This window comes from Nostoc sp. (assembly GCF_036917135.1).
In the GTDB taxonomy this organism is placed as follows: Bacteria; Cyanobacteriota; Cyanobacteriia; order Cyanobacteriales; family Nostocaceae; genus Nostoc.
Genome location: NZ_JBALEA010000041.1, coordinates 86736 through 108478, shown reverse-complemented (window position 1 = coordinate 108478; position 21743 = coordinate 86736). Strand labels below are relative to the sequence as shown.

At 40.7% G+C, this 21743-nt stretch carries 21 protein-coding genes and 1 pseudogene; 8 read left to right on the top strand and 14 right to left on the bottom strand.

Annotated features, from left to right (window positions below; genetic code table 11):
* Positions 1-38: 38 nt before the first annotated feature.
* The gene (locus tag V7K50_RS12815; protein ID WP_334960463.1) at positions 39-1361 is read right to left on the bottom strand and encodes a bifunctional serine/threonine-protein kinase/ABC transporter substrate-binding protein; all 1323 of its coding nucleotides are present in this window, start codon (positions 1359-1361) and stop codon (positions 39-41) included.
* A 753-nt stretch (positions 1362-2114) separates the two neighbouring features.
* Between V7K50_RS12815 and V7K50_RS12810 the strand changes: the two genes are divergently transcribed.
* The gene (locus tag V7K50_RS12810; RefSeq protein ID WP_334960461.1) at positions 2115-3176 is read left to right on the top strand and encodes an iron uptake porin; all 1062 of its coding nucleotides are present in this window, start codon (positions 2115-2117) and stop codon (positions 3174-3176) included.
* A 189-nt stretch (positions 3177-3365) separates the two neighbouring features.
* Here V7K50_RS12810 and V7K50_RS12805 read toward each other — a convergent pair.
* Positions 3366-4827 (bottom strand): annotated as a pseudogene (locus V7K50_RS12805) (ISLre2-like element ISCst1 family transposase).
* A gap of 586 nt (positions 4828-5413) precedes the next feature.
* On the opposite strand from V7K50_RS12805, the gene V7K50_RS12800 reads away from it, so the two are divergent.
* A complete protein-coding gene (locus tag V7K50_RS12800; RefSeq protein ID WP_334960458.1) occupies positions 5414-5611 on the top strand; it encodes a hypothetical protein in 198 nt (65 codons plus the stop codon).
* 4 nt (positions 5612-5615) lie between these two features.
* Here the strand turns inward: V7K50_RS12800 and V7K50_RS12795 are convergent, their stop codons facing one another.
* Positions 5616-6119, bottom strand: a complete 504-nt coding sequence (locus tag V7K50_RS12795) for an acyl-CoA thioesterase (RefSeq protein WP_334960456.1) — start codon at positions 6117-6119, stop codon at positions 5616-5618.
* Positions 6120-6225: 106 nt separating this feature from the next.
* On the opposite strand from V7K50_RS12795, the gene V7K50_RS12790 reads away from it, so the two are divergent.
* Positions 6226-6399, top strand: a complete 174-nt coding sequence (locus tag V7K50_RS12790) for a hypothetical protein (RefSeq protein ID WP_334960454.1) — start codon at positions 6226-6228, stop codon at positions 6397-6399.
* Between the two features lie 113 nt (positions 6400-6512).
* On the opposite strand, the gene V7K50_RS12785 is transcribed toward V7K50_RS12790, so the two are convergent.
* The 4 genes from V7K50_RS12785 to V7K50_RS12770 form a co-directional block, all read right to left on the bottom strand.
* Positions 6513-6857 (bottom strand): DUF1815 family protein, encoded by a 345-nt coding sequence (locus V7K50_RS12785; RefSeq protein ID WP_196527888.1) that lies wholly within the window; start codon positions 6855-6857, stop codon positions 6513-6515.
* A gap of 947 nt (positions 6858-7804) precedes the next feature.
* Positions 7805-8020, bottom strand: coding sequence for a DUF2839 domain-containing protein (locus V7K50_RS12780; RefSeq protein ID WP_334960452.1), 216 nt, complete (start codon positions 8018-8020; stop codon positions 7805-7807).
* Positions 8021-8098: 78 nt separating this feature from the next.
* A complete protein-coding gene (locus V7K50_RS12775; RefSeq protein ID WP_334960450.1) occupies positions 8099-8344 on the bottom strand; it encodes a hypothetical protein in 246 nt (81 codons plus the stop codon).
* A gap of 13 nt (positions 8345-8357) precedes the next feature.
* Positions 8358-9935: an ATP-dependent DNA helicase gene (locus V7K50_RS12770; protein ID WP_334960448.1), complete on the bottom strand. Its 1578-nt coding sequence runs from the start codon at positions 9933-9935 to the stop codon at positions 8358-8360.
* Positions 9936-10066: 131 nt separating this feature from the next.
* Between V7K50_RS12770 and V7K50_RS12765 the strand changes: the two genes are divergently transcribed.
* Positions 10067-11041 (top strand): M48 family metallopeptidase, encoded by a 975-nt coding sequence (locus V7K50_RS12765; protein ID WP_334960446.1) that lies wholly within the window; start codon positions 10067-10069, stop codon positions 11039-11041.
* Positions 11042-11111: 70 nt separating this feature from the next.
* Here the strand turns inward: V7K50_RS12765 and V7K50_RS12760 are convergent, their stop codons facing one another.
* Entirely contained in the window at positions 11112-11987 is an 876-nt protein-coding gene (locus V7K50_RS12760; RefSeq protein WP_334960444.1) for a CPBP family intramembrane glutamic endopeptidase, read from the bottom strand.
* A gap of 165 nt (positions 11988-12152) precedes the next feature.
* Entirely contained in the window at positions 12153-12590 is a 438-nt protein-coding gene (locus V7K50_RS12755; RefSeq protein WP_292719127.1) for an AbrB family transcriptional regulator, read from the bottom strand.
* A gap of 1467 nt (positions 12591-14057) precedes the next feature.
* Here V7K50_RS12755 and V7K50_RS12750 point away from each other — a divergent pair.
* Positions 14058-15062: a succinate dehydrogenase/fumarate reductase iron-sulfur subunit gene (locus V7K50_RS12750; RefSeq protein WP_334960472.1), complete on the top strand. Its 1005-nt coding sequence runs from the start codon at positions 14058-14060 to the stop codon at positions 15060-15062.
* Between the two features lie 58 nt (positions 15063-15120).
* On the opposite strand, the gene V7K50_RS12745 is transcribed toward V7K50_RS12750, so the two are convergent.
* On the bottom strand, positions 15121-15645 hold the full coding sequence (locus tag V7K50_RS12745; RefSeq protein ID WP_334960443.1) for a TolB family protein: 525 nt from the start codon (positions 15643-15645) through the stop codon (positions 15121-15123).
* Between the two features lie 310 nt (positions 15646-15955).
* Here V7K50_RS12745 and V7K50_RS12740 point away from each other — a divergent pair, with 310 nt between their 5' ends.
* Positions 15956-16357 carry a hypothetical protein gene (locus V7K50_RS12740; RefSeq protein ID WP_334960441.1) on the top strand — a complete coding sequence of 134 codons (402 nt, stop codon included), beginning with the start codon at positions 15956-15958 and terminating at the stop codon, positions 16355-16357.
* Positions 16358-16877: 520 nt separating this feature from the next.
* A complete protein-coding gene (locus tag V7K50_RS12735) occupies positions 16878-17276 on the top strand; it encodes a hypothetical protein (protein WP_334960439.1) in 399 nt (132 codons plus the stop codon).
* A 323-nt stretch (positions 17277-17599) separates the two neighbouring features.
* On the opposite strand, the gene V7K50_RS12730 is transcribed toward V7K50_RS12735, so the two are convergent.
* The 3 genes from V7K50_RS12730 to psbX form a co-directional block, all read right to left on the bottom strand.
* Positions 17600-18160, bottom strand: coding sequence for a TolB family protein (locus V7K50_RS12730; RefSeq protein WP_334960437.1), 561 nt, complete (start codon positions 18158-18160; stop codon positions 17600-17602).
* A 47-nt stretch (positions 18161-18207) separates the two neighbouring features.
* A complete protein-coding gene (locus V7K50_RS12725; protein WP_334960435.1) occupies positions 18208-19122 on the bottom strand; it encodes a Ycf66 family protein in 915 nt (304 codons plus the stop codon).
* Between the two features lie 247 nt (positions 19123-19369).
* Positions 19370-19489 (bottom strand): photosystem II reaction center X protein, encoded by a 120-nt coding sequence (gene psbX / locus V7K50_RS12720; protein WP_094330563.1) that lies wholly within the window; start codon positions 19487-19489, stop codon positions 19370-19372.
* Positions 19490-19892: 403 nt separating this feature from the next.
* Here psbX and V7K50_RS12715 point away from each other — a divergent pair, with 403 nt between their 5' ends.
* Entirely contained in the window at positions 19893-20186 is a 294-nt protein-coding gene (locus V7K50_RS12715; RefSeq protein ID WP_334960433.1) for a YggT family protein, read from the top strand.
* A gap of 105 nt (positions 20187-20291) precedes the next feature.
* Here the strand turns inward: V7K50_RS12715 and accC are convergent, their stop codons facing one another.
* Positions 20292-21635 (bottom strand): acetyl-CoA carboxylase biotin carboxylase subunit, encoded by a 1344-nt coding sequence (gene accC / locus V7K50_RS12710; RefSeq protein WP_334960431.1) that lies wholly within the window; start codon positions 21633-21635, stop codon positions 20292-20294.
* Positions 21636-21743 lie beyond the last annotated feature (108 nt).

The window sequence follows — 21743 nt, the reverse complement described above, 5'->3', positions numbered from 1 at the left end:
ACTATTTTTTCTCGAAGATCGACAGAGTATGATTTCATTTAAATGTATTTATATTTTAATTTATTGTACCTCATAACAGACGCAAGTGCTGTAATACCGCCTGCTGCATTAACTTCCCATTGGGCTTGTGCTAAACCTCTAATCATTTCTTCAGCTTTATGTAAATCATCAGTAATTGGAGCAACAACGGCAATTGCAATTGACTTCATTAGCCCAATTTTAGTATTTTCTAACACAATTAGAGCTTGGCTATTTCGAGAATTCTTTTGACGATATTGTTCTAACTGTGAAATAGCTAAAGAAAATTGTTGAGAGTTAATTAATTGATTGATTTCTGTTTGCTCTGGTGTCAGATTTTTGTATAAAAAGCCAGTTATCATTTTGGCTTGCGGAGGAAATATGACTGGTATTAATCTAGTAGCTCCAATCAATAATCCCACTAGAAAGAAGGGTGTTAGCCATAAGACATGATTGTTCCATAGCTTATTTTTTGCCGAAGAAAAGAATGTTCTGTGAGCAATAGTCTTTTGTGTTCTTATAGATGGGATGGATGATAATGATTTTAATGCTGCTAATACTTTCCTAGCAGTTTCATAACGTGCATTTGGTTGGAATTGCAGCATTTTTTTTAAAATTATTTCAAGTTTAGGACTAATTGGAATTTTTGACCATTTATATTCAACAGTATTAATATCAAATAATTCCTTTGGCAGTTTACCTGTCAATAATACCAAAGCTGTGACAGCTAAAGAATACAAATCGCTGCTAGATTCAGTATTTCCATTTTGGACTTCAGGAGGTGTGTAGCCTTCCTTTAAAATTATTGTTGGTGATGAACCTGAGTTCAATTGGTTTATTGACTGCTTGATACAGCCAAAGTCAATAAGAACTGGTTTTTTGTCTTGTTTACGGCAGATAATATTATCAGGGGAAATATCTCGATGGGTGATTCCTTGCGAGTGAACATAGATTAAAACCTCAAGAACATCTAATAAAAATTGTCTGACTTGAGATTCGGTAAATTCTTCCTTTCTTTCAAAAACACAGTTATGATAGGTTTCTCCTTCAATATACTCTTGAACCAAGAATGAATCTTGATTATTCAAGGTAAATGCCTCAATTAATTTAGGAATTTGATCATGATTTAACCGACGAAGGCTTTGAACTTCTCGTTGAAACAATTCCTGTGCTTTTTCGACTTGTTTAGGATGTTGAGATTGACAGGCAAATTGTTTAGTAATGACAAATTCTTCTGAATGTTGAACTTTCGCTAAGTAAGTATTAGCTATGTTTCCTTTCCTTATTGGTTTAATTACTTGGTAGTTGTTGATAAAACTCCCATTAATAAATGTGGTAATCATTGCCTTTCTCCTATTAGTAAAAGTGGATTAATTTAATTAATAATCAAAAATCTGGTTTTTTAAAATTGTCTTAATAACATTAATAAATTTAAAATCGCAAGCAAATTCATAACGGGTTAAAGTGCGATATCGCCGAAATGTTTGATCGGGATAACCAGTAAGACAACTATATTTTTCTACTAATTTTTTAAGCCTTGACCCCTCTAATTTATAGGTGATACATCGCGTAATTCAATCAGACTGGTAAATTGAGGGGGGTTGAGGGGGCTACAAGAGGATTAGGTATAAAGGCGATTGGGCAAGGCACAATAATTGAGACTGGCCTTTGAGTAGATTTTTGCTGCATTATTTCCATCTCTGGTTCAAGAACGTTCCTATTCTTCTTATTGATCACTAGATGGAGAAATATGCAGTAAATTAGACATCTCCAGAAATTAAAGGTGCTTTGCCTAGAAACCTTGTAGAGATGTTGCATCTGAGGTTTCTACAACCCTTGGTGGGAGAGGTCTGACAAGCTTTCACATCGCTACCAAATCAAAGCTTGACATAATTTGCATATTTTCTCGCTTCAATCTCAATACTTAAGTAGAGGAGTCTTATTAAACATAAGCCACTGTCCATGCTGAATTTTACTCGCCTTACAAAAAGCTGTTTTTGGGCAATGTCCACTTGACCATTTGTCTCTTGTGTTTAATTAGCTACCTCTACTTAATAAATTGACGGGAGATTGTAATCCCAGAAGTAGGAGGAGTGATGTTGAAAAAAATTCGTCTGTTTTTCCTAGCAATTATAGCTTTGATCTCGCCAAGTCCTGTTTTAGCTCAAGAGACTTTTGTTTTAGATTCTTCTGATTCTCTTAATCAAGTTACCAATGTCAGCCAGCTACAGGATGTGCAACCAGGCGACTGGGCTTATGAAGCATTGCGGAGTTTGGTGGAACGTTATGGTTGTATAGCTGGATATCCTGACGGGACATTTCGGGGTAATCAGGCTTTAACTCGTTACGAATTTGCAGCAGCTTTGGATACTTGTTTACAGCAAGTAGAAAAATTGACTGATTCTGAAACAGCTAACCTAGATAGAAAAGAAAACTTAGAAACCTTAAGTCGTTTAAATCAGGAATTTAAAGCAGAATTAGCCACTATTGGCGCAAGAATTGGCAAACTAGAGAAAAAAACTGATTTTTTGGAAAAGCATCAGTTTTCCACAACTACTGAGTTAAAAGGAGAAGTCATTTTTGCCCCTGTTTTTACGGATAAAGGGGAAGCAACTCTGAGCGATCGCGTCAGAATCAATTTTGAAACCAGTTTCACAGGGACAGATTTGCTTAAAGTTCGTCTCCAAGCCAATAATGTTCCCAATTTATCAGGGGTAACTGGTACTGATATGAGCCGACTGTCTTTTGATGCAGGTAGTAACAATAATATTACGCTTAATGAACTCTACTACAGATGGAATCACGGAGAAAAACTCCAATTCTGGATAGGTACAGTAGGTTTAGATATTGATGATATTTTCAGCACAGGCAATCGCTATTTAAACTCTAGTGGAAAAGGAACACTGACTCGATTTAATCGTTATAATCCTTCCACGCATCGAGGGCCGGAAGGTGCAGGGTTAGGAATTAAGTACCAATTGGGTGAGAAAGCCGATCTAATAGCCCTTTACCTAACCGATCCAAATCAGGCTAGTAATCCCAATCAAGGCTTTTTCAATAGCAACTTTAGTACAGGTTTACAACTAAATTACAAGCGGGAGCAATGCGATTTTGTGAGATCGGCTAAAAAAGGTGCGATCGCTAAAAATTATATTTAGGTACAAGGTGATTTTATTTGCAAATAAAATACTGGTTTACACAAAAATTCATCTTGATGAAATATCTCAAAAAGATTAATAGCAAGTCATTTGACGATTTTTTATAAAAATATCTGCAATCAGTCTTTCATACTTAGTATGAATTATGCCAAAAAGTAAATCAAAGGCCAGATTAAAGTATAAAATTTATCAAGCAGGTTGGGGTTTGATAAAGGAATTAAAGATAGAACCACAAAAATTATCCCAACTTCCAGCTATCCATTGACAACGCAGATGTAACATAATCTCTGCATTTTCTTTCAACCAAAATTTACTGTTACCCTTAATTCTTAAGTTGACAACTTGACGGATTAAACTCTCAATTGCCCCACTACCTATTGGTAGTTTTTGGTCTAGTATCTTAGCGTAATTTAAACGCCTTTCACGATAGGCACGTAAAAGGTAATTTCTCTGTACTACCATCGTTTTACAACGTTCTCCCGTGGCTTCAAAGATAAATTCATCCATCTGCCTAATTATGGTCATGGCATTACTTTTTTTTAAATTTCTCCGTGCTTTTTTAAACCAATTATTCCGCTCCTTATCATCACTAAACGCTACATCAGCAAATTTCTGTAGTCGCTCAGTAACATGGTAAAAATCAAATAATTGATAAGTCGCATCGGGAGATTTCAATTTCTTTAAAAGAGGGGGAATATGCTTCCAAATCCATTCAGCACCGTCAGCAACTAATAAAACTTGTTTTGCTTGACTAATTCCCAAACTAATCAGATGCATTTCTAAAATTGGTAAAAAGCCTTTATAGTCTTCATAAGTGCCATCATTTACAATCTTTATTTCGCCATTTTTAACTTTTTTACCCTGTTCATCAACCACATAAATTGTTAATAATTTTGGCTCAACCCATTCCCCTGTAAAGCCATGCTTGTTTGTTTTGAGATTTTTTCTACCTTTTTTATTAATCCTAATTCTACTCCTGCCACCATCTACAGCAATTACAACTCTCTGGTCTTTAAGTATATTCCCATCAGGTAATTTCCCTTGTTGCAAGTTAGATATTTTAGTTTGACGTAAATCAATGCCGATTTGACCAAATTTATATGTCAATCGTTCAATTCGTTTAAGACTAATATTAATTCCCCAATCGTCCAGGATTGTATGTGCAGCTTCAAAAGAACTAGCTATAGCACCACCTAACAGCAATATCTGACCAAACTAATGGAGTCAAGCCCTCTGACATTCCTAACCATTTTAACAAGGGACAGAATCCAACATTAGTAGATTTATTCTTCGCTTTTTTTTCTCTTTTTTGAACAACGTATGGTAATTTAAGATTTACTACAACATTACCTACTGTTAATATTTCCCTCTTCGTATAACCGTGTCTTCGCGTATCGGTATGCCACCAACCTTTGGTTTGATTTATTGCTGTTTTATGAGCTGACTCTGATTGAGAAAGCTTATGCAATAATATGGCAATACATTGACCCGCTAAAACTAACGCAGCCTGTCTAATTTTTTCTTCTCTTTCTTTAACTATTCTTCCAGACCATTCCTCGATATTTTTAAAATCTAAAAGTTTTGTAACATCCTCTTGGAAATCTGATAATGAATCGGCGAAATTTAGATTCGCAGATATGTTTTTTTCCATAAAGGTAGATACTTCCTATTTCAAAACTATTCCTGAAAGGAAATTTTACCTTTTTTCTAGTCGCAACAATCTACAGAAACCTCGTTTTTGGTACAGGTTGTATCTTCTAGTTAATATTACTACTATTGTTGTATTAAATATTTAGCTAATACGTAACAGATGATTAGCGATCGCACCTTTTTTAGCCGATCTCACAAAATCGCATTGCTCCCTGTCTGATTTCTGAACAAAATTTCAAATGAAACCCTGATACAACAGCCTTTTCAGTCTCAGGATGTTTTCAAAAATCAAATTGGAGTCCTAATCTAACTCTTGTATCTTGTGATTATTGATACAAAAAAATTAAATAAGTCTTTCCAGTAATTCTGCCAAATTGCCAAATAACTTGCCTTTGCTCTGCATTTTTGTCTCATTTTCAGGTAATATGGCATTGGCACAGTTACACAAAAAATCTGAGCTTTAGTATCTATTCAAAATTAGGTCTAATAGCTTTAGCACTAATAATTGTTACTCAGATAAAAAAAATTTATCTTCTCTGAATAAACGGGTTCTCAGATAACAGCTACTATTAAGGAATTTATATATTATGATTGCTACGTTGATTGTAGCTTGGATTGTCTTCATAATATTGTGGAAGTTGGTGAAAGCGACCCTAAGCAGTGCATTGACTATTGCCGCAATCCTAGTTTTATTAAATATCAGTTTTGGCATTACCCCGCAAGATATATGGCACCACGTAATGCAGTTTGCTCAAACTATCTCCCAGATCCAAAGTGGCAAATAGAAAATTAAAAATTGTTATTTAATGCTGAAATCTTAGCCAATGCATCTTTAACACTCGCCGGTAACTGACGCATAATCTTGCCTCTTTCACGATCTAAAGCCACTAAAGTCACCTTGGCAGTGACGTATAATTGTTGTCCATCAGTGGAGACAATGGCATAGTCCCAATTTATTCGGACACCAGTTACTTCAGCCATGCGCGTTTTTACCACCACTGTTACACCCAATTGAATTGAACTGTGATAGCGCACCGACAGTTCTACAACTGGTAAATCGCAACCTATAGCAACTAAATCAGCAAATTCAATCCCTATAGATCGCAAGCATTCAATCCGCGCTTCTTCCATCCAGGCTAGATAAGAACCGTGCCAGACAATACCTGAATAGTCAGTATGGTGTGGTTGCACTCTCACAGAATATTCAAACCAATTCCCAAATTCATCAGTTGATGGATTGTCAAGGGCACTAGTTGGGGGTAGTTTTGGTTGGCTAGGTTTTTCTTCTGACATCTTCAAGTTTCTAAGCACCGATAAATTTTTCAAATAAGTACAGTTAAACAAATAAACCTAACTAAGTGTTATTTGTTTAACTGTACTTATTTTACTAGGTTTTGGGATGGACTACCCAGACAATAACCAGGTAAGCACAAATGCAAGGTTGAGGTACAACTCTAGAGTTGTACCTCAACCTTTACCCAAAAATAATCAGATATCAGAAATTGAAAGACTGAACGAAGAATCTCGGCAAGATGAAGTTTTGGTAGATACAAAAAAATATGCGATGGGCTAGCCAAGAGCCAATCACTTAATGGTAATGGAGAATAGGCAAGAGCGATCGCTAACTAAGCCACCATTACCAATTACCGATAATCAATTTCTAATTTGCCATCGACCTTTGGAACCTTAATACTTCTTGGCAAGAGTTTTAGAGCCTGTATCAGTTTGCATAGATTGCTTGACAAGATCAGCTAGTTCGTCTAATTGACTAATTGCCTCCGCACCTTCTAACTTCATTAATTCGCGGTCATCCCGCATTTCCGTCCAAGTAATCCCATAATCGGACACTAAAAACCGAATCAGATGGTTATCACCCAAGCTAACCATAAATGATGCACTATTCATTTGGTCGCCACAGGTGTAACAGGACGCAAGATACCCGCGCCGCTCTAATACAACCGCCAAGGCTTGGAGGTTCATTACCAAGTCTTGAACGAATTGCCGATGTTGATGTGCTAGTCTCAGAAACACTTTTGTCCTCCAGACACCACAGTTATTTGAGTTTCTTTTATATTTTCTTTAGCTTTTCTCATCCACTGGTATTGTAGACTATTCATTACAATTATCAGACAGATGATATTGAGTCGTTAATTGACTACCTTGTTTAGGGTAGTAGATCAGGGATTTGAGCGCCGTATCAAACTATTCAGTTTGCAAATTCAAAATCTCGGACAGAATTGCTAAATTTAACTATATCTTTATACACTTCTGTCAGGGTAGATTCTTGTAGGAAGATATCCGCTTTAAGATTAACTTAAATCTAGCACTAGTCAACTACAGAAAAGCTACATATTTCGTTTTTATTGGCAACTAGCAGCCAAATTGACTGTTGTTAGACTCCATAGCGTAGTTTTGCATCGTTATAGTGTCTCTTGCATAAGCGTTTGATCTGTTCTGTTTCTCAGGTAGATTTTGGTATAGACAAATGATTAGGTATACCAAGTTTATTATTCCTACATATATAAAGTTGAGCAGATGACATTACAAATTTAAAATTCAGTACTAAAGCTAGGATATCTGTAGTATTTTAGACAGAATTTACTTAAGTATAGACAAAATGGATCAACTCAACACTGACAATATCTAAACTCAGGAGAGCAATGTTGTTATTTAGGCAATATCTTCAGGTATTTTGGGATTATCCTCAAAAAGTTATACAAACTAAACCACGATAATTTGCAAAGACTTCGCTCTTAATTTGGTTTTGCCAAATTTAATTTATATATAATATATTTCGATGATTTATTTCAAATAAGCAATTATTTTTTATTAATCACTCAGTTAAGTAATTCGTAATTGAATTAGTTAAGGATTTACGCCCCAACAGGTAAAGACCACAAATTTGACAATTTGGTGTGATCTTTTGCCAATAATTACGAATTACGAACTTGTACTGAGCGTAGCCGAAGTATTACGAATTAGTAGACTACTTGCCACCAACCGAAAGCTGGGCCGATAAAACGGATAGTTGCCCATCCTACAACCATAAGTCCAATGCCTATCCAAGCACCACGAGTAGTCCAAGTAACAAATTGTTCGCCTTGATTTTTTGTGATGGGAATCCAAGGCAAGATGCGAGTCTCTTGACCGTATGTTTCCCCTTGTGTGGTTTTACGACGCTTGGCTTCACCCATAATCAGCAACTCAAATTCTACTTAGGTTCTAAATTTATTTTGCCAGAAATCATGGCTACAGAGAGGCAATGAATCGCATCACCTTCTATAAGCTGATAATAGTGCTTGCTTTGAGACGATCGCACTTTCGTTGACAAAATTTAAATTGGGAATGGGGCACTTGTACTGCCCTTCTCTACGAGACGCTACGCGTAGCTTGCTTCCACGTTCGCGTAGCGTGCCGTAGGCAAGTGGTACGACTACGCTCAGGAACCGCGACTTGTGCCGAGCATCTCGACTTCGCTCGATGGAGCCGGAGCCGAGGTAAGCCGAAGTATTGGGCATTGATAACTGAATTTTAGGCGGAATTTTCCTCATCGGTATTAGAAAACAGACTGGGATCAAGATAGTTAATGCGTGCCAGGGGACTTAAAGCCGCGAGAATTTGAGCGCCATAGCTACGGTTAACTACACGACTATCAAGTAGAGCTACGATACCTTGACTTTCTCGTACTGGAGCGATCGCACGTTGTAATTCATTCAAAGCTGCTGGCAACAAGTATAAACGGAACCAATCTTGATGCGATCGCTTATAAAGACCTACCCTACCAGCTACTAGGGGATTTTCTAAAGATGGTAGGGGCAAAGTCGCAATGATTAACAGATGAGGTGCTGGCAAGACTCGTTGATGTTCTCGCCAAAATTCCCAACCGCTAATCAAAATACCATTTTCATCCAAACAAGTTTTTTCTACTTGCACCCGCGAACCAAACTCTGAAGCCAGAATTGTGGCAACTTGAGCCTTCAGTGGTACATCCCCCACCAAGACAACCGTCAATCCTGGTGCTGTCGCACTTAAACAAACCAGTGTGCGGACTTTGTGAATAAATGCCGCTTGAAATTCTGGGGTGTTGGGTAGGGGCAACTTATAGGGTACATACAGTTGAATTGCTTCCGCTTGACTCTCCGAAGAGAACTTTAGGCAAGTTAAATCATCCAAACCCAAGCGCTGTCGGAAAAGGGGAGCTTCAGTTTCCGGTTCGATAGCGCTGCCAATTAAAACTACTGGTTGTCGCTGCCAAATCGGTGAGAGTATTTCCCCTAACTCCATTGGGGCGTAGTGCAAAGAAAATAAACCTTGTCGATGGGCAATAGTCGCCCAGAAGAGAGGAGGGGGAGATGAGGGAGCAGGGGAAGCAGGGAGGGAAATATTTTGATCAAGGGTTTGAAATTGTTGCCAGAATTGTTTCCAAGGTTCTGGGAGTGCTTCTACTGACTCGAAAGCAGAATAAAGACGGCTTAAAATTTCTATTTCTGGCTGGGAAATTAGATAGCACTGATATGGATTAACAGGATGCTGAAAAAGTTCTTGTGTTAGTTGTATTCGGGCTTCGTGAATTACCTCGGCTTGGTTTGGACAAGCCAGGATGAGTTGATCCCAATCATGGGGTTGAACATCTTGGGTAAGTTGATCACGCACCCAATCTTCGAGATCATCTATCCCATCAATAATTGTGGGAATACCTTGGGGAAAGCGTGAGCCACCAGCGAATTGTCCTCTTAACCAAGCTTCTGGAGAAGTTAAAAGTAGCCCTTGGAACTGGGCATCAGGCCAAGCATCACCTGTTCTAATGGATTTATTGGTTGGTAGCCACTGCTGTAACCGGGGAATTTCCACCCGCAGCAAAAGTTGCTGCACCGCTTCTTGAGCAACAATAATTACAGGGCCATGCCACATTAGGGCTGATGCTACAAAACTAGTACGATAGCGCCCTTGATAGCCACAAACCGCCCCGACTTGAATTAGGGCGCTACGTCCCAGGCGCAAGGCGCGTGCTACCAACCGGGCCATCGTCAAATGATGGGGCCAGGAAGGGAACCCCGCTTGCGATCGCAAAAAGTTATGTAGTGAAAAATGAACTTCTGCCTCAATCACACGCTTTTAATTCCATACAAAGTGACTTTTACGAACAAAGCCCCATTTCTATTATCTTGTCATTAGTCATTTGTCCTTTGTCATTTGTCTAAAACTAATGACCAATGACCAATCCACCAATACCCTGAATTATGCCAACTTACAGAGGAATTTCCAGCGAAGCCTTCAGGCATCCACTAGATCGCCAAGCCGAGCAAGCTTTAAGAAATTTACCAGGATTTGATTTAATCGCTCGTAAATTTGTGGAATTTATCTACGAACGCCCTCAATTAGTCTATCTAATGGGTAACACCATCCAAGTGGGGCCGCGTCAGTATTCCACTATTTACCAGATGTTCCGCGAATGCGTCCGGGATTTGGATATTTACCCAGAACCAGCACTGTTTGTCTCGCAAAATCCCGAAGCAAATAGCTATGCATTGGGGCAAGAGAATCCTTACATAGTCATAAATACAGGGATATTAGACTTACTAGACGAAGCCGAGATTCGGACGGTGCTAGCCCATGAACTGGGACATATTAAATGTGGTCATACTATTTTAATTCAAATGGCGATGTGGGCGATGAGTGCTGCCTCTGCCTTGGGGGAATTAACCTTCGGTATTGGTAATATTGTCACTCAAGGCTTGATTTACGCCTTTTTTGAGTGGCGGCGCAAAGCCGAGTTATCCTCTGATCGCGCTGCACTACTAGTGATGGATGACTTGAATCCCGTGATGTCAACGATGATGAAGCTCTCTGGCGGTAGTAAAAAATACGCCAATGAATGTAGTTTACAAGAGTTTATCAAGCAGTCTGAAAATTATCAGGCACTAGATGAAGATGGACTGAATCAGATATATAAATTCTTGATCTACAATGGCGCTCAGGGTACAATCTTGAGCCATCCTTTCCCTGTTGAACGCTTGCATTACCTACGGGCGTGGGCAGTATCCGAAGAATACCAGCAAATTCGCCGAGGAAATTATCAGCGATCGCCTGCTTCCGGCTCAGTAGATGTTTCAGCAGAATCTTCCGAAAATCAAACAGAAAATCTGCGCCGTCAAATTGAAGAATTACAACGGGAAATTGACAGAATTAGAAGGAATGATACCAATTCTATGTGAGGCTGCACTTTAATTCATGTAGGGGCAATTCATGAATTGCCCCTATGTATTTATCCAAAATTAAAAATACTTAAGAGTTGAACCAGATAATTACTCCAGTTCCCAATACACAAATAATTCCCGCCAAGCCAGCTAGGGGTTTTTTGTTCTTCCCTGTGAACCAGTCAGAGACTTTAGCGGTGTAAGTAATTAGTTCTGCTGTATCTAGTGTAGCGATCGCCCATATCCATCCCGCATGAAGTCCCCAAGCTAAACCCAAATTGCCACTCGCAGCAAAGCGTGCCAACACCAGCACCATTCCCATCAACCAGAATCCAGGGAGTTGAGGTGCCGTTTCGCGCTGCTCCCAAACCAGGTGTAGCAAGGCAAAAATCAAGCTAGAAATTGCTGCTGCTAACCAAATTGGATAATCCTGCGCTAATTCAGTGAACAGGAAACCACGAAAAACTAACTCTTCTATCCCACCGACTAATAACGCTATCAAGAAAATCGGTAGCAAGATGGGTAGCAGTAACTTGAAGTTCGTCTTTTCAAAAGAACACCAACCTAACGCCAATTGCCCACTAAATACAATAGTTAGACTCAGCACTCCCAAACCGAAACCTAGTGCTAAAGAACCAAGAGTTGAAATATTCCCAACAAAGCCGTAATCTGAAAAAGATTTATTAGTCAGCCAAGCAACTCCCCAGAGAATCAGGGGAGCTAATAGGTAAAGTGACACCAATAAAGGCATCTTTTGCTCTGGCTGCAAAGGTTTAGGGGGTTGCCAATTAAGCAATATTGCTGATACTACTGCTACTGGCAACCAGCAAACTATCCAGCTAATAAAAAATGCCATCACTATAACTAGTGCTGGTGCATTTTCCATAAATGCTAATAAGACGTTGACCGAAGGCTCAAAGAAAGTTATCAAAATAAACAAAAAAACACGATAGACTTCTTGCATTATAGATTTCTTGCTGATTAATCAAGACTCTAGTGAATTTGGTGACTTCTGCAAGGAGTCTAATCGGATTTTTTACCTGAGACAAAATTTTCTCAATAGAGCTATAAGTTTACTGTCGGGGTAAGGACAGGTTATCATCACCTGAAACTTATCCCAACAGTAAATTTACTCTTCGTCTTCCAAATCTTCATCTGATTCGTCAGAATCTATATCTTGTGAGGTGAGTTTTTTATCAGTTTCACCGAGTTGAATCAGGTGAATATGTTTGTATCCCAGTCTAATTTCAAACTCATCTCCAGGTTTTAAGCCCATTGCTTTGGTATATGTAGCACCAATCACAATCTGACCATTTTGATGGACGCTAACCCGATATGTCGGTTCACGACCACGACCATCTTTAGGTGCTTCTGGACTTAGAGGAATTCCTCTAGCCGATAGCAAAGCGTCATAAAAATCGGTGAGATTGACACGAACCTGGTTATTCTTAGTAACAGTGTAATAGCCGCACTGTTTAGCTCTTTCTCGGCGTGGTAATGTGGAAAGTTCTTTTACTTTCGCAAGTAGTGTTTTTCCAGTTAATGGCGCGGTTGCAGTTTCAGTCATTATGCTCAAATTTTCCTTACTCTCTCCAAACTGATAAACGATGTAGTCTTATGCCAGCATTTGACTTTTTAGCATTTGCATAGAGCTACAGAAGACCCTAGTGTAACGGGTGAATTCCTGCCGATAGGAGCCAAAAGCACTTCTATTATGGTTGTCCACAACCAACTAGAGGCCATAGTTGCCATAGACATTTATTTTGGTGATGTTACGGCACTTTTAAGCATTATTCGCCATCAGAAAGAAAACTATTTTCTCCTTTGGCGCTACTGTAGCGGTGTAACTTTCAGCCACCTTTACAAAATGGGTAGGTTCTACTGCAAATAAGTCGTAGACCCAATAAATTGCAGGTTTTTCACTTTCAGTGCTTGCCTTTCTTGCCAATGAGCAAGTAGAGTTTTCTCTACTCGTCCTCTCAAGCTTAGGACAGCATAGTATTTCAATAGAGTCCTACGGGCATACACCCTTTTGTCCTGCCAGTAGAGACGCGAATTCTCTTGTCTCTACATTACAAATCAACAAAGCAGTAGTAGCCGCGCTGATACGGCTCTTGATTCTGGTTTTGTTACTTCGTAATTTTATATTAAATACTAGCATGGACTAATAATAGCAAAATAGTTGTTTAATTTTGAATTAAAGTTGCTGGTAAATTTTTATTTAAATTTCTGGACTTAAAGAAGAAAAAGCAGTGAAGATTTTTCTAACCCTTTATCGCCAGCGTGAGTATTGCCATCTGACTTTTATAAAAATTTATATAATTGAGACGAGCAGTTTTGACCAATGAGTGAAATCCCAGATTTTCTTGATTGAGAGTCAGCCAAAAAGCGAAAAGTCTCGCGCATCCGGGTTTCCCGGTACTCTAAGTTTTCCTTGAAAGTGGTGAGGATTTCTCCTCGGTTTATTATACTCAGGTCAAAAGCGGTCAGACGATTTTGTACGTCTGTCTATGGGAAGAATAAATCTCTTAACATATCCCTAACGCTTGATTGTCAGTACTATATATTAAACATGGGCTTTCACACTTCTATATAATCAAAAAATTCTGTCAAGCCTTAGCGAAGTCAGAATTTTCCAGTCACCACTGCTTGATTCCAGTTGACATCAAGAAGTGTTGCTAACCTGACATGGATTTAATTTGGATATTATCGCTAGTTAAAAGATCAACCTCAGTCCCTCTCTCGGCAAACCCTCTTTCCTTCACATTCCCAAACAGGTAAATTCAATGGAAACCTGCGATTACATTTTTGGCGTTTTATCTCAGAATTTGACACAAATCTTGTCTACAGCGCTACTACAACTGAAATTTTAATGGTTATCCTTAAACTAGAATCAGTAGCCCTTGAATTGTCAGCCTCTTAACACCAGGATTTGAATTAAGGGCAAAAATATAGCTCATTTTTCGCAACTACCTTGCCTTGACTCATGATTTTCGAGGCTGGTAAAACAAGTTTAGAATTTTGGTTAGTAGTTATGGAAGTTATTTTTAAGGTCATTCGACAACAACAAAATTCCTCTCCTGTTGTGCAAACCTACCTTGTAGAGGCAGAACCAGGGAATACAATCTTGGATTGCCTCAATCATATTAAGTGGGAGCAAGATGGAACTTTGGCATTTCGCAAAAATTGCCGTAATACGATTTGTGGTAGCTGTGCTATCCGAATAAATGGGCGTTCGGCTTTAGCTTGTAAGGAAAATGTTGGCAGTGAACTTGCCAGATTACAAAAAATACCATCATCCGAAAGTAAAGTAAATGCTATTCCCGAAATCACGATCGCGCCTCTGGGCAATATGCCCGTGATTAAAGATTTGGTTGTAGATATGAGCAGTTTCTGGAATAATCTAGAAGCAGTTGCTCCTTATGTGAGTACGGCAGCACGACAAATACCAGAAAGAGAGTTTTTGCAAACACCAGAAGAGCGATCGCGTCTCGATCAAACTGGTAACTGTATTATGTGCGGTGCTTGTTACTCGGAATGCAACGCCCGTGAAGTTAATCCCGACTTTGTAGGACCCCATGCCCTTGCTAAAGCTTACCGGATGGTAGCAGATTCCCGCGATGGCGATACCGAAAATCGTTTAGAAAGCTACAACGAAGGCACTAAAGGCGTATGGGGTTGCACTCGTTGTTTGTACTGCGATTCAGTTTGTCCAATGGAAGTTGCACCATTAGAACAAATCACCAAAATTAAACAAGAAATTCTCACCCACAAAGAAGCCAGCGATAGTCGCTCAATTCGTCACCGAAAAGTGTTAGTGGATTTAGTTAAAGAAGGTGGTTGGATTGATGAACGTCAATTTGGTTTACAAGTAGTCGGTAACTATTTTCGGGATTTAAAAGGATTACTCAGTCTTGCACCCCTAGGTTTGCGGATGATCGTTCGGGGTAAGTTTCCCCGATCATTTGAACCTTCAGAGGGGACAGAACAAGTGCGATCGCTCATTGAATCTGTGCAAGAAGTAGAAAACAAACTTTAGGAGTCACGAGTGAGGAATTTTAACTCATAACTCCTCACTCCTAACTCCTCACTCTATTTCAACGCGGCTCTTGAGGTATATTCAACGGCTGTCCATAACGGTCATATACTAAAACATCCCACTGGCCGTTGTTACTAGATTCAAAAGCAATCCTACTACCATCGGCGCTAATTGTAGGATTGCGGACTTCTGCTTGGAGGTTATTAGTCAAATTCCGTGATTGGCGTGTTTCGCGATCGTAGAGAAAAATAGCCGATCGCCCTTGACGGCTAGCGGCAAACACAATATAACGACCATCTTGTGAAACACTAGGATGATTTGCGATCGCATCAAAGGAGTTTAAACCTGGCAAATCAACCAAATCACGAGTTACCGTATCAAACATATAAACATCTTGGCTACCCCGTCGGTCACTAATAAAAACAATGTATCTCCCAGAAATTTCGGGGTCTAACTCCGACGATAAACTATTGAGACTCCGACCCCCCGGATCAAAGGGATAACTCAAAATCCGAGGGTAGCCAAAACACCCAGTCAATAAACTTAAGCAGAAAAATACAGGTATAAAAAAAATACGTTTCATATAATTAGTCATCAGTCTCACTGAAGATTAGCTGTATCTCTTGCTGAGTAAGAACCTTGGCGCGTCCATGCCGATTTATTTTCATTGGCTTCATTGGCAGACTGTAGACCCTGTGATCCACAGCCTATAATGTTTTGACACATGATTTGCATAACTGTTTGACCTTTAGGTGAAACTAGAAGTGGTAGTACAAAAAATAAAAATTCTGAGGAGGTTTGAATCAAACCACTGCATCCTAATGGAAGAATAAAAACTGGGAAGCTCCCTGTGATATATCTACTTATGCTTTCTCTTATCTAAGGAAAAAATCATGGATTTTCGGAAATTTTACATTCCTTTTGTGATTTCTCGTCATCGTGCCTTCACAAAGTTAGCTCTTGGCGCGGCAGCTGCTCTAACCTGTAGCCAAGCCCTTCCTGCAAACGCCACTCCAGGCGGAGCTGGCTGGCAAGGGAAGTACACCCTCTATATCCCATCTGGTCGGACTGACCAGTTTTTCCATTATGGGTGTCCAGCGAATTTCCCAGTTGCGGTCAGCGGCGGGTTCCTTCCAAATTTAGCGGCCAAACCGGGAATGGTCGTCCTTGGTAATGGACCACGCCTGGACTTAGACCCGACCGGTTACAACGAATGGTCTTGGATAATTGATTGGCCAAATGGAGCGCCGGCAGGATCGGCGATCCAGTTCGACGTTTACTGCATGAATCAGTAAACCACAAACTTTTCAAAACCAACGTAAAAACAAGGGTTTCAGCCATTGTGAACCTGGAGTATTCACCATTGGTTTTAGAGGGATCGAGCGATCGCTTGAAGGTAACTAGGGGTATCGTCTGAAATGCTCAAGTTAACGTTGTTTTAGGAACTTCCAGAAAATAGACTATTCCCTCAGTAATAATGATTATCATTCTTTGAAAATCCTGTCTCTTGTTTTTCTTGGAATGATTTATTCTTTGGAAGTCCCTTAGTGGTAAACCAAAAAGTTTTTCCCAATTCTCACCCTGTAGCGCGTCTCTAGGTGTGGGGTTTTGTTCTTGGTGGTTGAGTGCGATCGCTCTACATCGTCTATTTAATTTTTATTCGTGTGCATAAATCAAAAAATACATCGTAATGAGGGTTAGTAACAGACTTTTGTCACAATCATTCGCTGTTATTTATTCTTAATGGAAGAATAAAAACTGGGATGCTCCCTGTGATATACCTACTTATGCTTTCTCTTATCTAAGGAAAAAATCATGGATTTTCGGAAATTTTACATTCCTACTGTTATGGCAGGATTAGCAAGCTTGAGTCCTATCGTGTTTTCTCAAGCAGCTTTTGCAGATGGTTGGCCAACCAGTGTGGTAGGAAACTGGAGTATAAATGCTGATAATTATACTGGGATTCTGAGTATTACAAATCAAGCTACAACAGGCAACTGTAGAACAATATCAGGCAGTATATTTGGCGATTCTTTAACAGGTTTTTACTGTCCCTACAGTGGTCGCATCAACTTTATACGACGGAATAATTTCAATCAAGTTCAAGTTTACAGTGCTAATATTTCCCAGACGAATGCAAGTACAGTTACGATAGGCGGCTTATTTACTGACTATGCCCAGCCCGGAGAATATAGTTTTTTCGGCTCTAAGTAGAAAGAGTTTCATCTTTTCTTAGTGCCATTCCCGTTACACCTAATCAATCGCCCCATTCCCCCATAACCCCAATTCTCACCCCGTAGCGCGTCTCTAGCCGTGGGGTTTTGTTCTTGGTGGTTGAGTGCGATCGCTTTTTGGAGAAAAACTTTTTGGTTTACTGTTATAGCGTTTCCTAATCACATGAGGTACATCTTAGCCCCCTCCTCGCAAGCGGGGAGGGGGTTGGGGGTGGGGTTCTTGTACCTCACTAAACCGATAACCGCTATAATCGCGTCTCTCCAAACTCTTAACTCCTAACTCCTAACTCCTAACTTTTTCCCCTACGGAGGTGAACCCACAGTTGCACCATTAGGAATATCTAACTCAATATTTGGACCCCGGTCTAGAACTTCAATATCCCACTGACCACGGGTAGCGGTTTCAAAGACAATATAACGTCCATCTGGGCTGATATTTGGTTTTCTGACCCAGCCGCGATAGATGGGTGTGACGATTTGCGACTGTTGTGTAGCGCGATCGTAAAGCGCCACCACTGGTCTACCTTGCTCACTAGTAAGATAAGCAATATAACGCCCGGTGTAGCTCAAACTAGGACTTTCGGCAATCGTTTCCTGTCGGTTTATCCCCGGTGTGCTAATAAAAAGTTGCCTCTCCAAATCGTACACCAGTATCTGCTGATTACCATTCCGATTAGATACAAACGCTAAAAAGCGTCCATTTCCACTCAAAGCAGGTTGCTCCTCAGTGTAGCGACTGTTGAGGGAAGTAGACCCTGTGGGAATATTATTAGAATCACAAGATACAAGCAAACTTGTTAAACCAAAAACCAGGCTCCAATGAATTGCTCTTTGGAGCCAAAATATCGGCGTAAATTTTTCCACCTCAACTGTTTTCCGTCGCCTCTAAACCTACTTCCACGCCAACTGTTTTAAACATCGTCATCAAAATCAGTCGAATTATCTGGTCGGTCATTTGGCTTTTCAATCGGGTTGTATGGCACATAATCAGTTGGAATCGCCTCATCATCTTCGCGGGATCTTCGAGGAGTTGAGTCAGTGGAGGGACGACGCCTTCTTGGTCTGGGAGCAACATCATCTTCACGACTTTCGGGACGCCCAGAACCGTTATTAGTGCGGCGAGAAGGTTTTCTAACTTCCCCGCCCGAACTTTCCCAATCATCAACTTGCCTAGATGAAGAACCCCAATTTTCTTCTTCAGGGCTTTCAGAAGGGCGATTCACCGGACGCCCAGAAGTCCGGCGCGTTCTATCCCTTGAACCCTGCCTTTCATTATTGTTATTACGGCGCTCTGAAGGACGCGGGGATTGATCCTCGTAGTAGTCATCACGAGTTGAAATCTCATCTCTGCTACCCCGAATCCGGGGACGCGAGGGGCGTTCTTCCTCATCTTCATAAGGCAGTGGATCTAAGTCTGCCTCCATCTGAGCTCCATACTTCTTGCGATTGCGGTTCATTGAATAATTTCCGCTTACCTCTCGCTCATCATCCACAATGGGAGTGTTACGCTTTGCTTGCTGGGTAGCTATACTCCGCAGGCGAATACTTTCAACTGCAAAAAACACAGTTGTACCGACTAAAAGCAGTTGACCAAATTGTAAAATCGGGTCTAGCCGCCATCCTTGAAAGACGAGAATAAAGCCACATAGTAAGCCGACTGCCGCAAAAAAGATATCTTGATCCCGTGACAATTCTGGACGCACAGTGCGGAGAAAATACAGTGCTGCCCCAGCCACAGCCAGGAAAATTCCTAGAATACTGGCTGAGTTTGCCCCAAAATTTACCTGAGCCAGAAAACTGGCTGAGTTCAGCCCAAAATTTATCATTGCTATTTTCCCAATATCAAATCTATGTTAGCGAGTCACAATTAAAATCACTACTGTAATTAGGGACGATATATTGAAGCTTCAAAGCCTCTAGCAAAGAAGCTCTGAAGCTATTCACCGAAAAGTAAAAAAACATACTTCTGTCATCTACAACCGCCACCAGCCGCAGAAACTGCTGCTTTTGGTGCAATTAAGTAGATAGCTGACAGACAATCGATTATGAGAGTTAATTTAACTCTCATAAGCATTATGAACGCTGGATTTTATCTTTTTGGCTAATGAAAATTAGACCAACTGTAACGGGTATCACAACAATTGCAGTACCCCAAGCCAGACTCCAAAGAAAATTTGCTAAAGAAGGCGTCATACTTCTAAACCTTTTTTTTCACACTTCATCCTAATTTTAATAGTGTATTACTTTCTTGAGAAGCCTCTAACCTCTGAACTACCAAACTTGGTAACTGCTTTCACCAGTTGTTGAGTTAACCGCGTGAGCGAGTTCGCTTTTCTATTTCACAACGAAGTGACAGCATTTGGTTAAAATAATGATGAGAGTGCTTTACAAAGCTTAAAACTTTCTAGCGATGTCTACGACGGGCTATTCGGCGTCGCAAAGTGCAGTGAGCCGGCGCGGTCTTTTCCCAGAGAGGCTAGTACCAAGGGGGTTTACTCCATGAGCGACTGGCGTTAGCGATGTAGGAGCGTCACCTGAAAGGCTTGCCGTTGCCTAAATTTTTCTTTCTTTACAAGACAGATAGTAGCTTAAACCGATGACTGGTGTTAACCTGACTGCTTTGATTCTTGGCCCTGCGTTAGGGGTGATGACATTTTTATTTATATTTCGTATCATTCTCACTTGGTATCCGCAAGTGGATCTGAATCGTTTGCCCTTTAATTTAATAGCTTGGCCTACGGAGCCATTTTTAATACCATTGCGAAAGCTAGTGCAACCTATAGGCGGAGTGGACATTACACCTATTATTTGGGTTGGTATTTTCAGCCTGGTGCGAGAAATCCTGCTAGGTCAACAAGGATTGCTGACTATGCTATCTCGTGTGAATTAGGGATGGGGCATTGGGAATTGGGAATTGGGCATTGGTTACACTACCATCTCCCTCGTCTTCCCCTACTCCCTAGTCCCTACTCCCCACTCCCCATTTGCCACTTCCCTAACCGTTCATTTCCTGCACAAAATTCGTATAGACATTACCCTGCAAAAACTGTGGAGTTTCCATAATTCTTTGATGAAACCCGATGGTCGTGGGTAGTCCAGTAATGGCACATTCCCGCAGGGCGCGTTTCATGCGGTTAATAGCTGTGGGTCGGTCTGGTGCCCAAACAATTAACTTGCCAATCAAGGAATCGTAGTAAGGCGGGATTTGGTAATCTGTGTAAACGTGCGAATCAATCCGAACACCAGGACCTCCAGGGGGAAGATAGCCGCTAATCCTTCCAGGAGAAGGGCGAAAGTCATGATCGGGGTCTTCAGCGTTGATCCGGCATTCAATCGAATGACCCCGTAATACTACTTGGTCTTGGGTAAGCTTAAGTCTTTCTCCTTGGGCAATGCGGATTTGTTCAGCAACTAAGTCTATCCCTGTAATCATCTCTGTTACAGGGTGTTCTACTTGAATCCGGGTGTTCATTTCCATAAAGTAGAATTTACCCGATCTATCCAAGAGAAACTCGATAGTACCCGCCCCACTGTAATTAATGAATTGGGCTGCTTTGACAGCAGCTTGTCCCATTTTCTCACGTAGGTCTTGGTCGAGAGCCGGACTTGGTGCTTCTTCTAGTAGCTTTTGATTCCGGCGCTGAATTGAGCAATCGCGTTCGCCCAAGTGGATAACATTACCGTAGTTATCCGCCAAAATTTGAAATTCGATGTGGCGGGGACGTTCAATAAATTTTTCTATGTAAACGCCAGAATTCCCAAAAGCTGCTCCGGCTTCTCCTTGGGCTGCGAGGAAAAGTTTAACAAATTCATCTTCAGAACGCACTAGGCGCATACCCCGTCCACCGCCACCTGCCGTGGCTTTGATCATCACTGGATAGCCGATGTCTTTGGCGAATCCCAATCCTTCTTGCTCGGATTCTACCAATCCCTCACTACCTGGTACCGTTGGTACTCCAGCTTTTTGCATGGTTTCTTTGGCAGTGGCTTTATCCCCCATTCGCCTGATAGCTTCTGGAGTTGGACCGATAAAAGCAATATGATGGTCGGCACAGATTTCCGCAAACCGAGCATTTTCTGCCAAAAAGCCATAGCCTGGATGAATGGCAGTCGCATTGCGTGTTAGTGCAGCAGCAATAATATTGGGAATATTCAAATAACTTTTACTGCTAGCAGGTTCGCCAATGCAAACAGCTTCATCAGCAAGTTGGACGTGGAGAGCATTACGGTCAACGGTGGAGTGAACCGCAACTGTGGCAATTCCCATTTCTTCACAGGCGCGGAGAATGCGAAGGGCGATTTCTCCCCGATTGGCAATTAATATTTTGTCAAACTTCATTTTTTAGTTTCGATATCATTACCAGTAGATTCACATTTTCTCTGATCCAACTTGAAACAACGCTTCCGCATTATTTCAAATTATCACAGGAGACTCGCCACCCTGATT

Bases quoted from the DNA above. Each gene is read 5' to 3' on its own strand.
- V7K50_RS12725 (WP_334960435.1), bottom strand. From the start codon at position 19,122: ATGATAAATTTTGGGCTGAACTCAGCCAGTTTTCTGGCTCAGGTAAAT.
- psbX (WP_094330563.1), bottom strand. From the start codon at position 19,489: ATGACGCCTTCTTTAGCAAATTTTCTTTGGAGTCTGGCTTGGGGTACT.
- V7K50_RS12755 (WP_292719127.1), bottom strand. From the start codon at position 12,590: ATGACTGAAACTGCAACCGCGCCATTAACTGGAAAAACACTACTTGCG.
- V7K50_RS12735 (WP_334960439.1), top strand. From the start codon at position 16,878: ATGGATTTTCGGAAATTTTACATTCCTACTGTTATGGCAGGATTAGCA.
- V7K50_RS12760 (WP_334960444.1), bottom strand. From the start codon at position 11,987: ATGCAAGAAGTCTATCGTGTTTTTTTGTTTATTTTGATAACTTTCTTT.
- V7K50_RS12745 (WP_334960443.1), bottom strand. From the start codon at position 15,645: ATGAAACGTATTTTTTTTATACCTGTATTTTTCTGCTTAAGTTTATTG.
- V7K50_RS12790 (WP_334960454.1), top strand. From the start codon at position 6,226: ATGGACTACCCAGACAATAACCAGGTAAGCACAAATGCAAGGTTGAGG.
- V7K50_RS12775 (WP_334960450.1), bottom strand. From the start codon at position 8,344: ATGCCCAATACTTCGGCTTACCTCGGCTCCGGCTCCATCGAGCGAAGT.
- V7K50_RS12815 (WP_334960463.1), bottom strand. From the start codon at position 1,361: ATGATTACCACATTTATTAATGGGAGTTTTATCAACAACTACCAAGTA.
- V7K50_RS12715 (WP_334960433.1), top strand. From the start codon at position 19,893: ATGACTGGTGTTAACCTGACTGCTTTGATTCTTGGCCCTGCGTTAGGG.
- V7K50_RS12780 (WP_334960452.1), bottom strand. From the start codon at position 8,020: ATGGGTGAAGCCAAGCGTCGTAAAACCACACAAGGGGAAACATACGGT.
- V7K50_RS12810 (WP_334960461.1), top strand. From the start codon at position 2,115: ATGTTGAAAAAAATTCGTCTGTTTTTCCTAGCAATTATAGCTTTGATC.
- V7K50_RS12740 (WP_334960441.1), top strand. From the start codon at position 15,956: ATGGATTTTCGGAAATTTTACATTCCTTTTGTGATTTCTCGTCATCGT.
- V7K50_RS12795 (WP_334960456.1), bottom strand. From the start codon at position 6,119: ATGTCAGAAGAAAAACCTAGCCAACCAAAACTACCCCCAACTAGTGCC.
- V7K50_RS12750 (WP_334960472.1), top strand. From the start codon at position 14,058: ATGGAAGTTATTTTTAAGGTCATTCGACAACAACAAAATTCCTCTCCT.
- accC (WP_334960431.1), bottom strand. From the start codon at position 21,635: ATGAAGTTTGACAAAATATTAATTGCCAATCGGGGAGAAATCGCCCTT.
- V7K50_RS12800 (WP_334960458.1), top strand. From the start codon at position 5,414: ATGATTGCTACGTTGATTGTAGCTTGGATTGTCTTCATAATATTGTGG.
- V7K50_RS12765 (WP_334960446.1), top strand. From the start codon at position 10,067: ATGCCAACTTACAGAGGAATTTCCAGCGAAGCCTTCAGGCATCCACTA.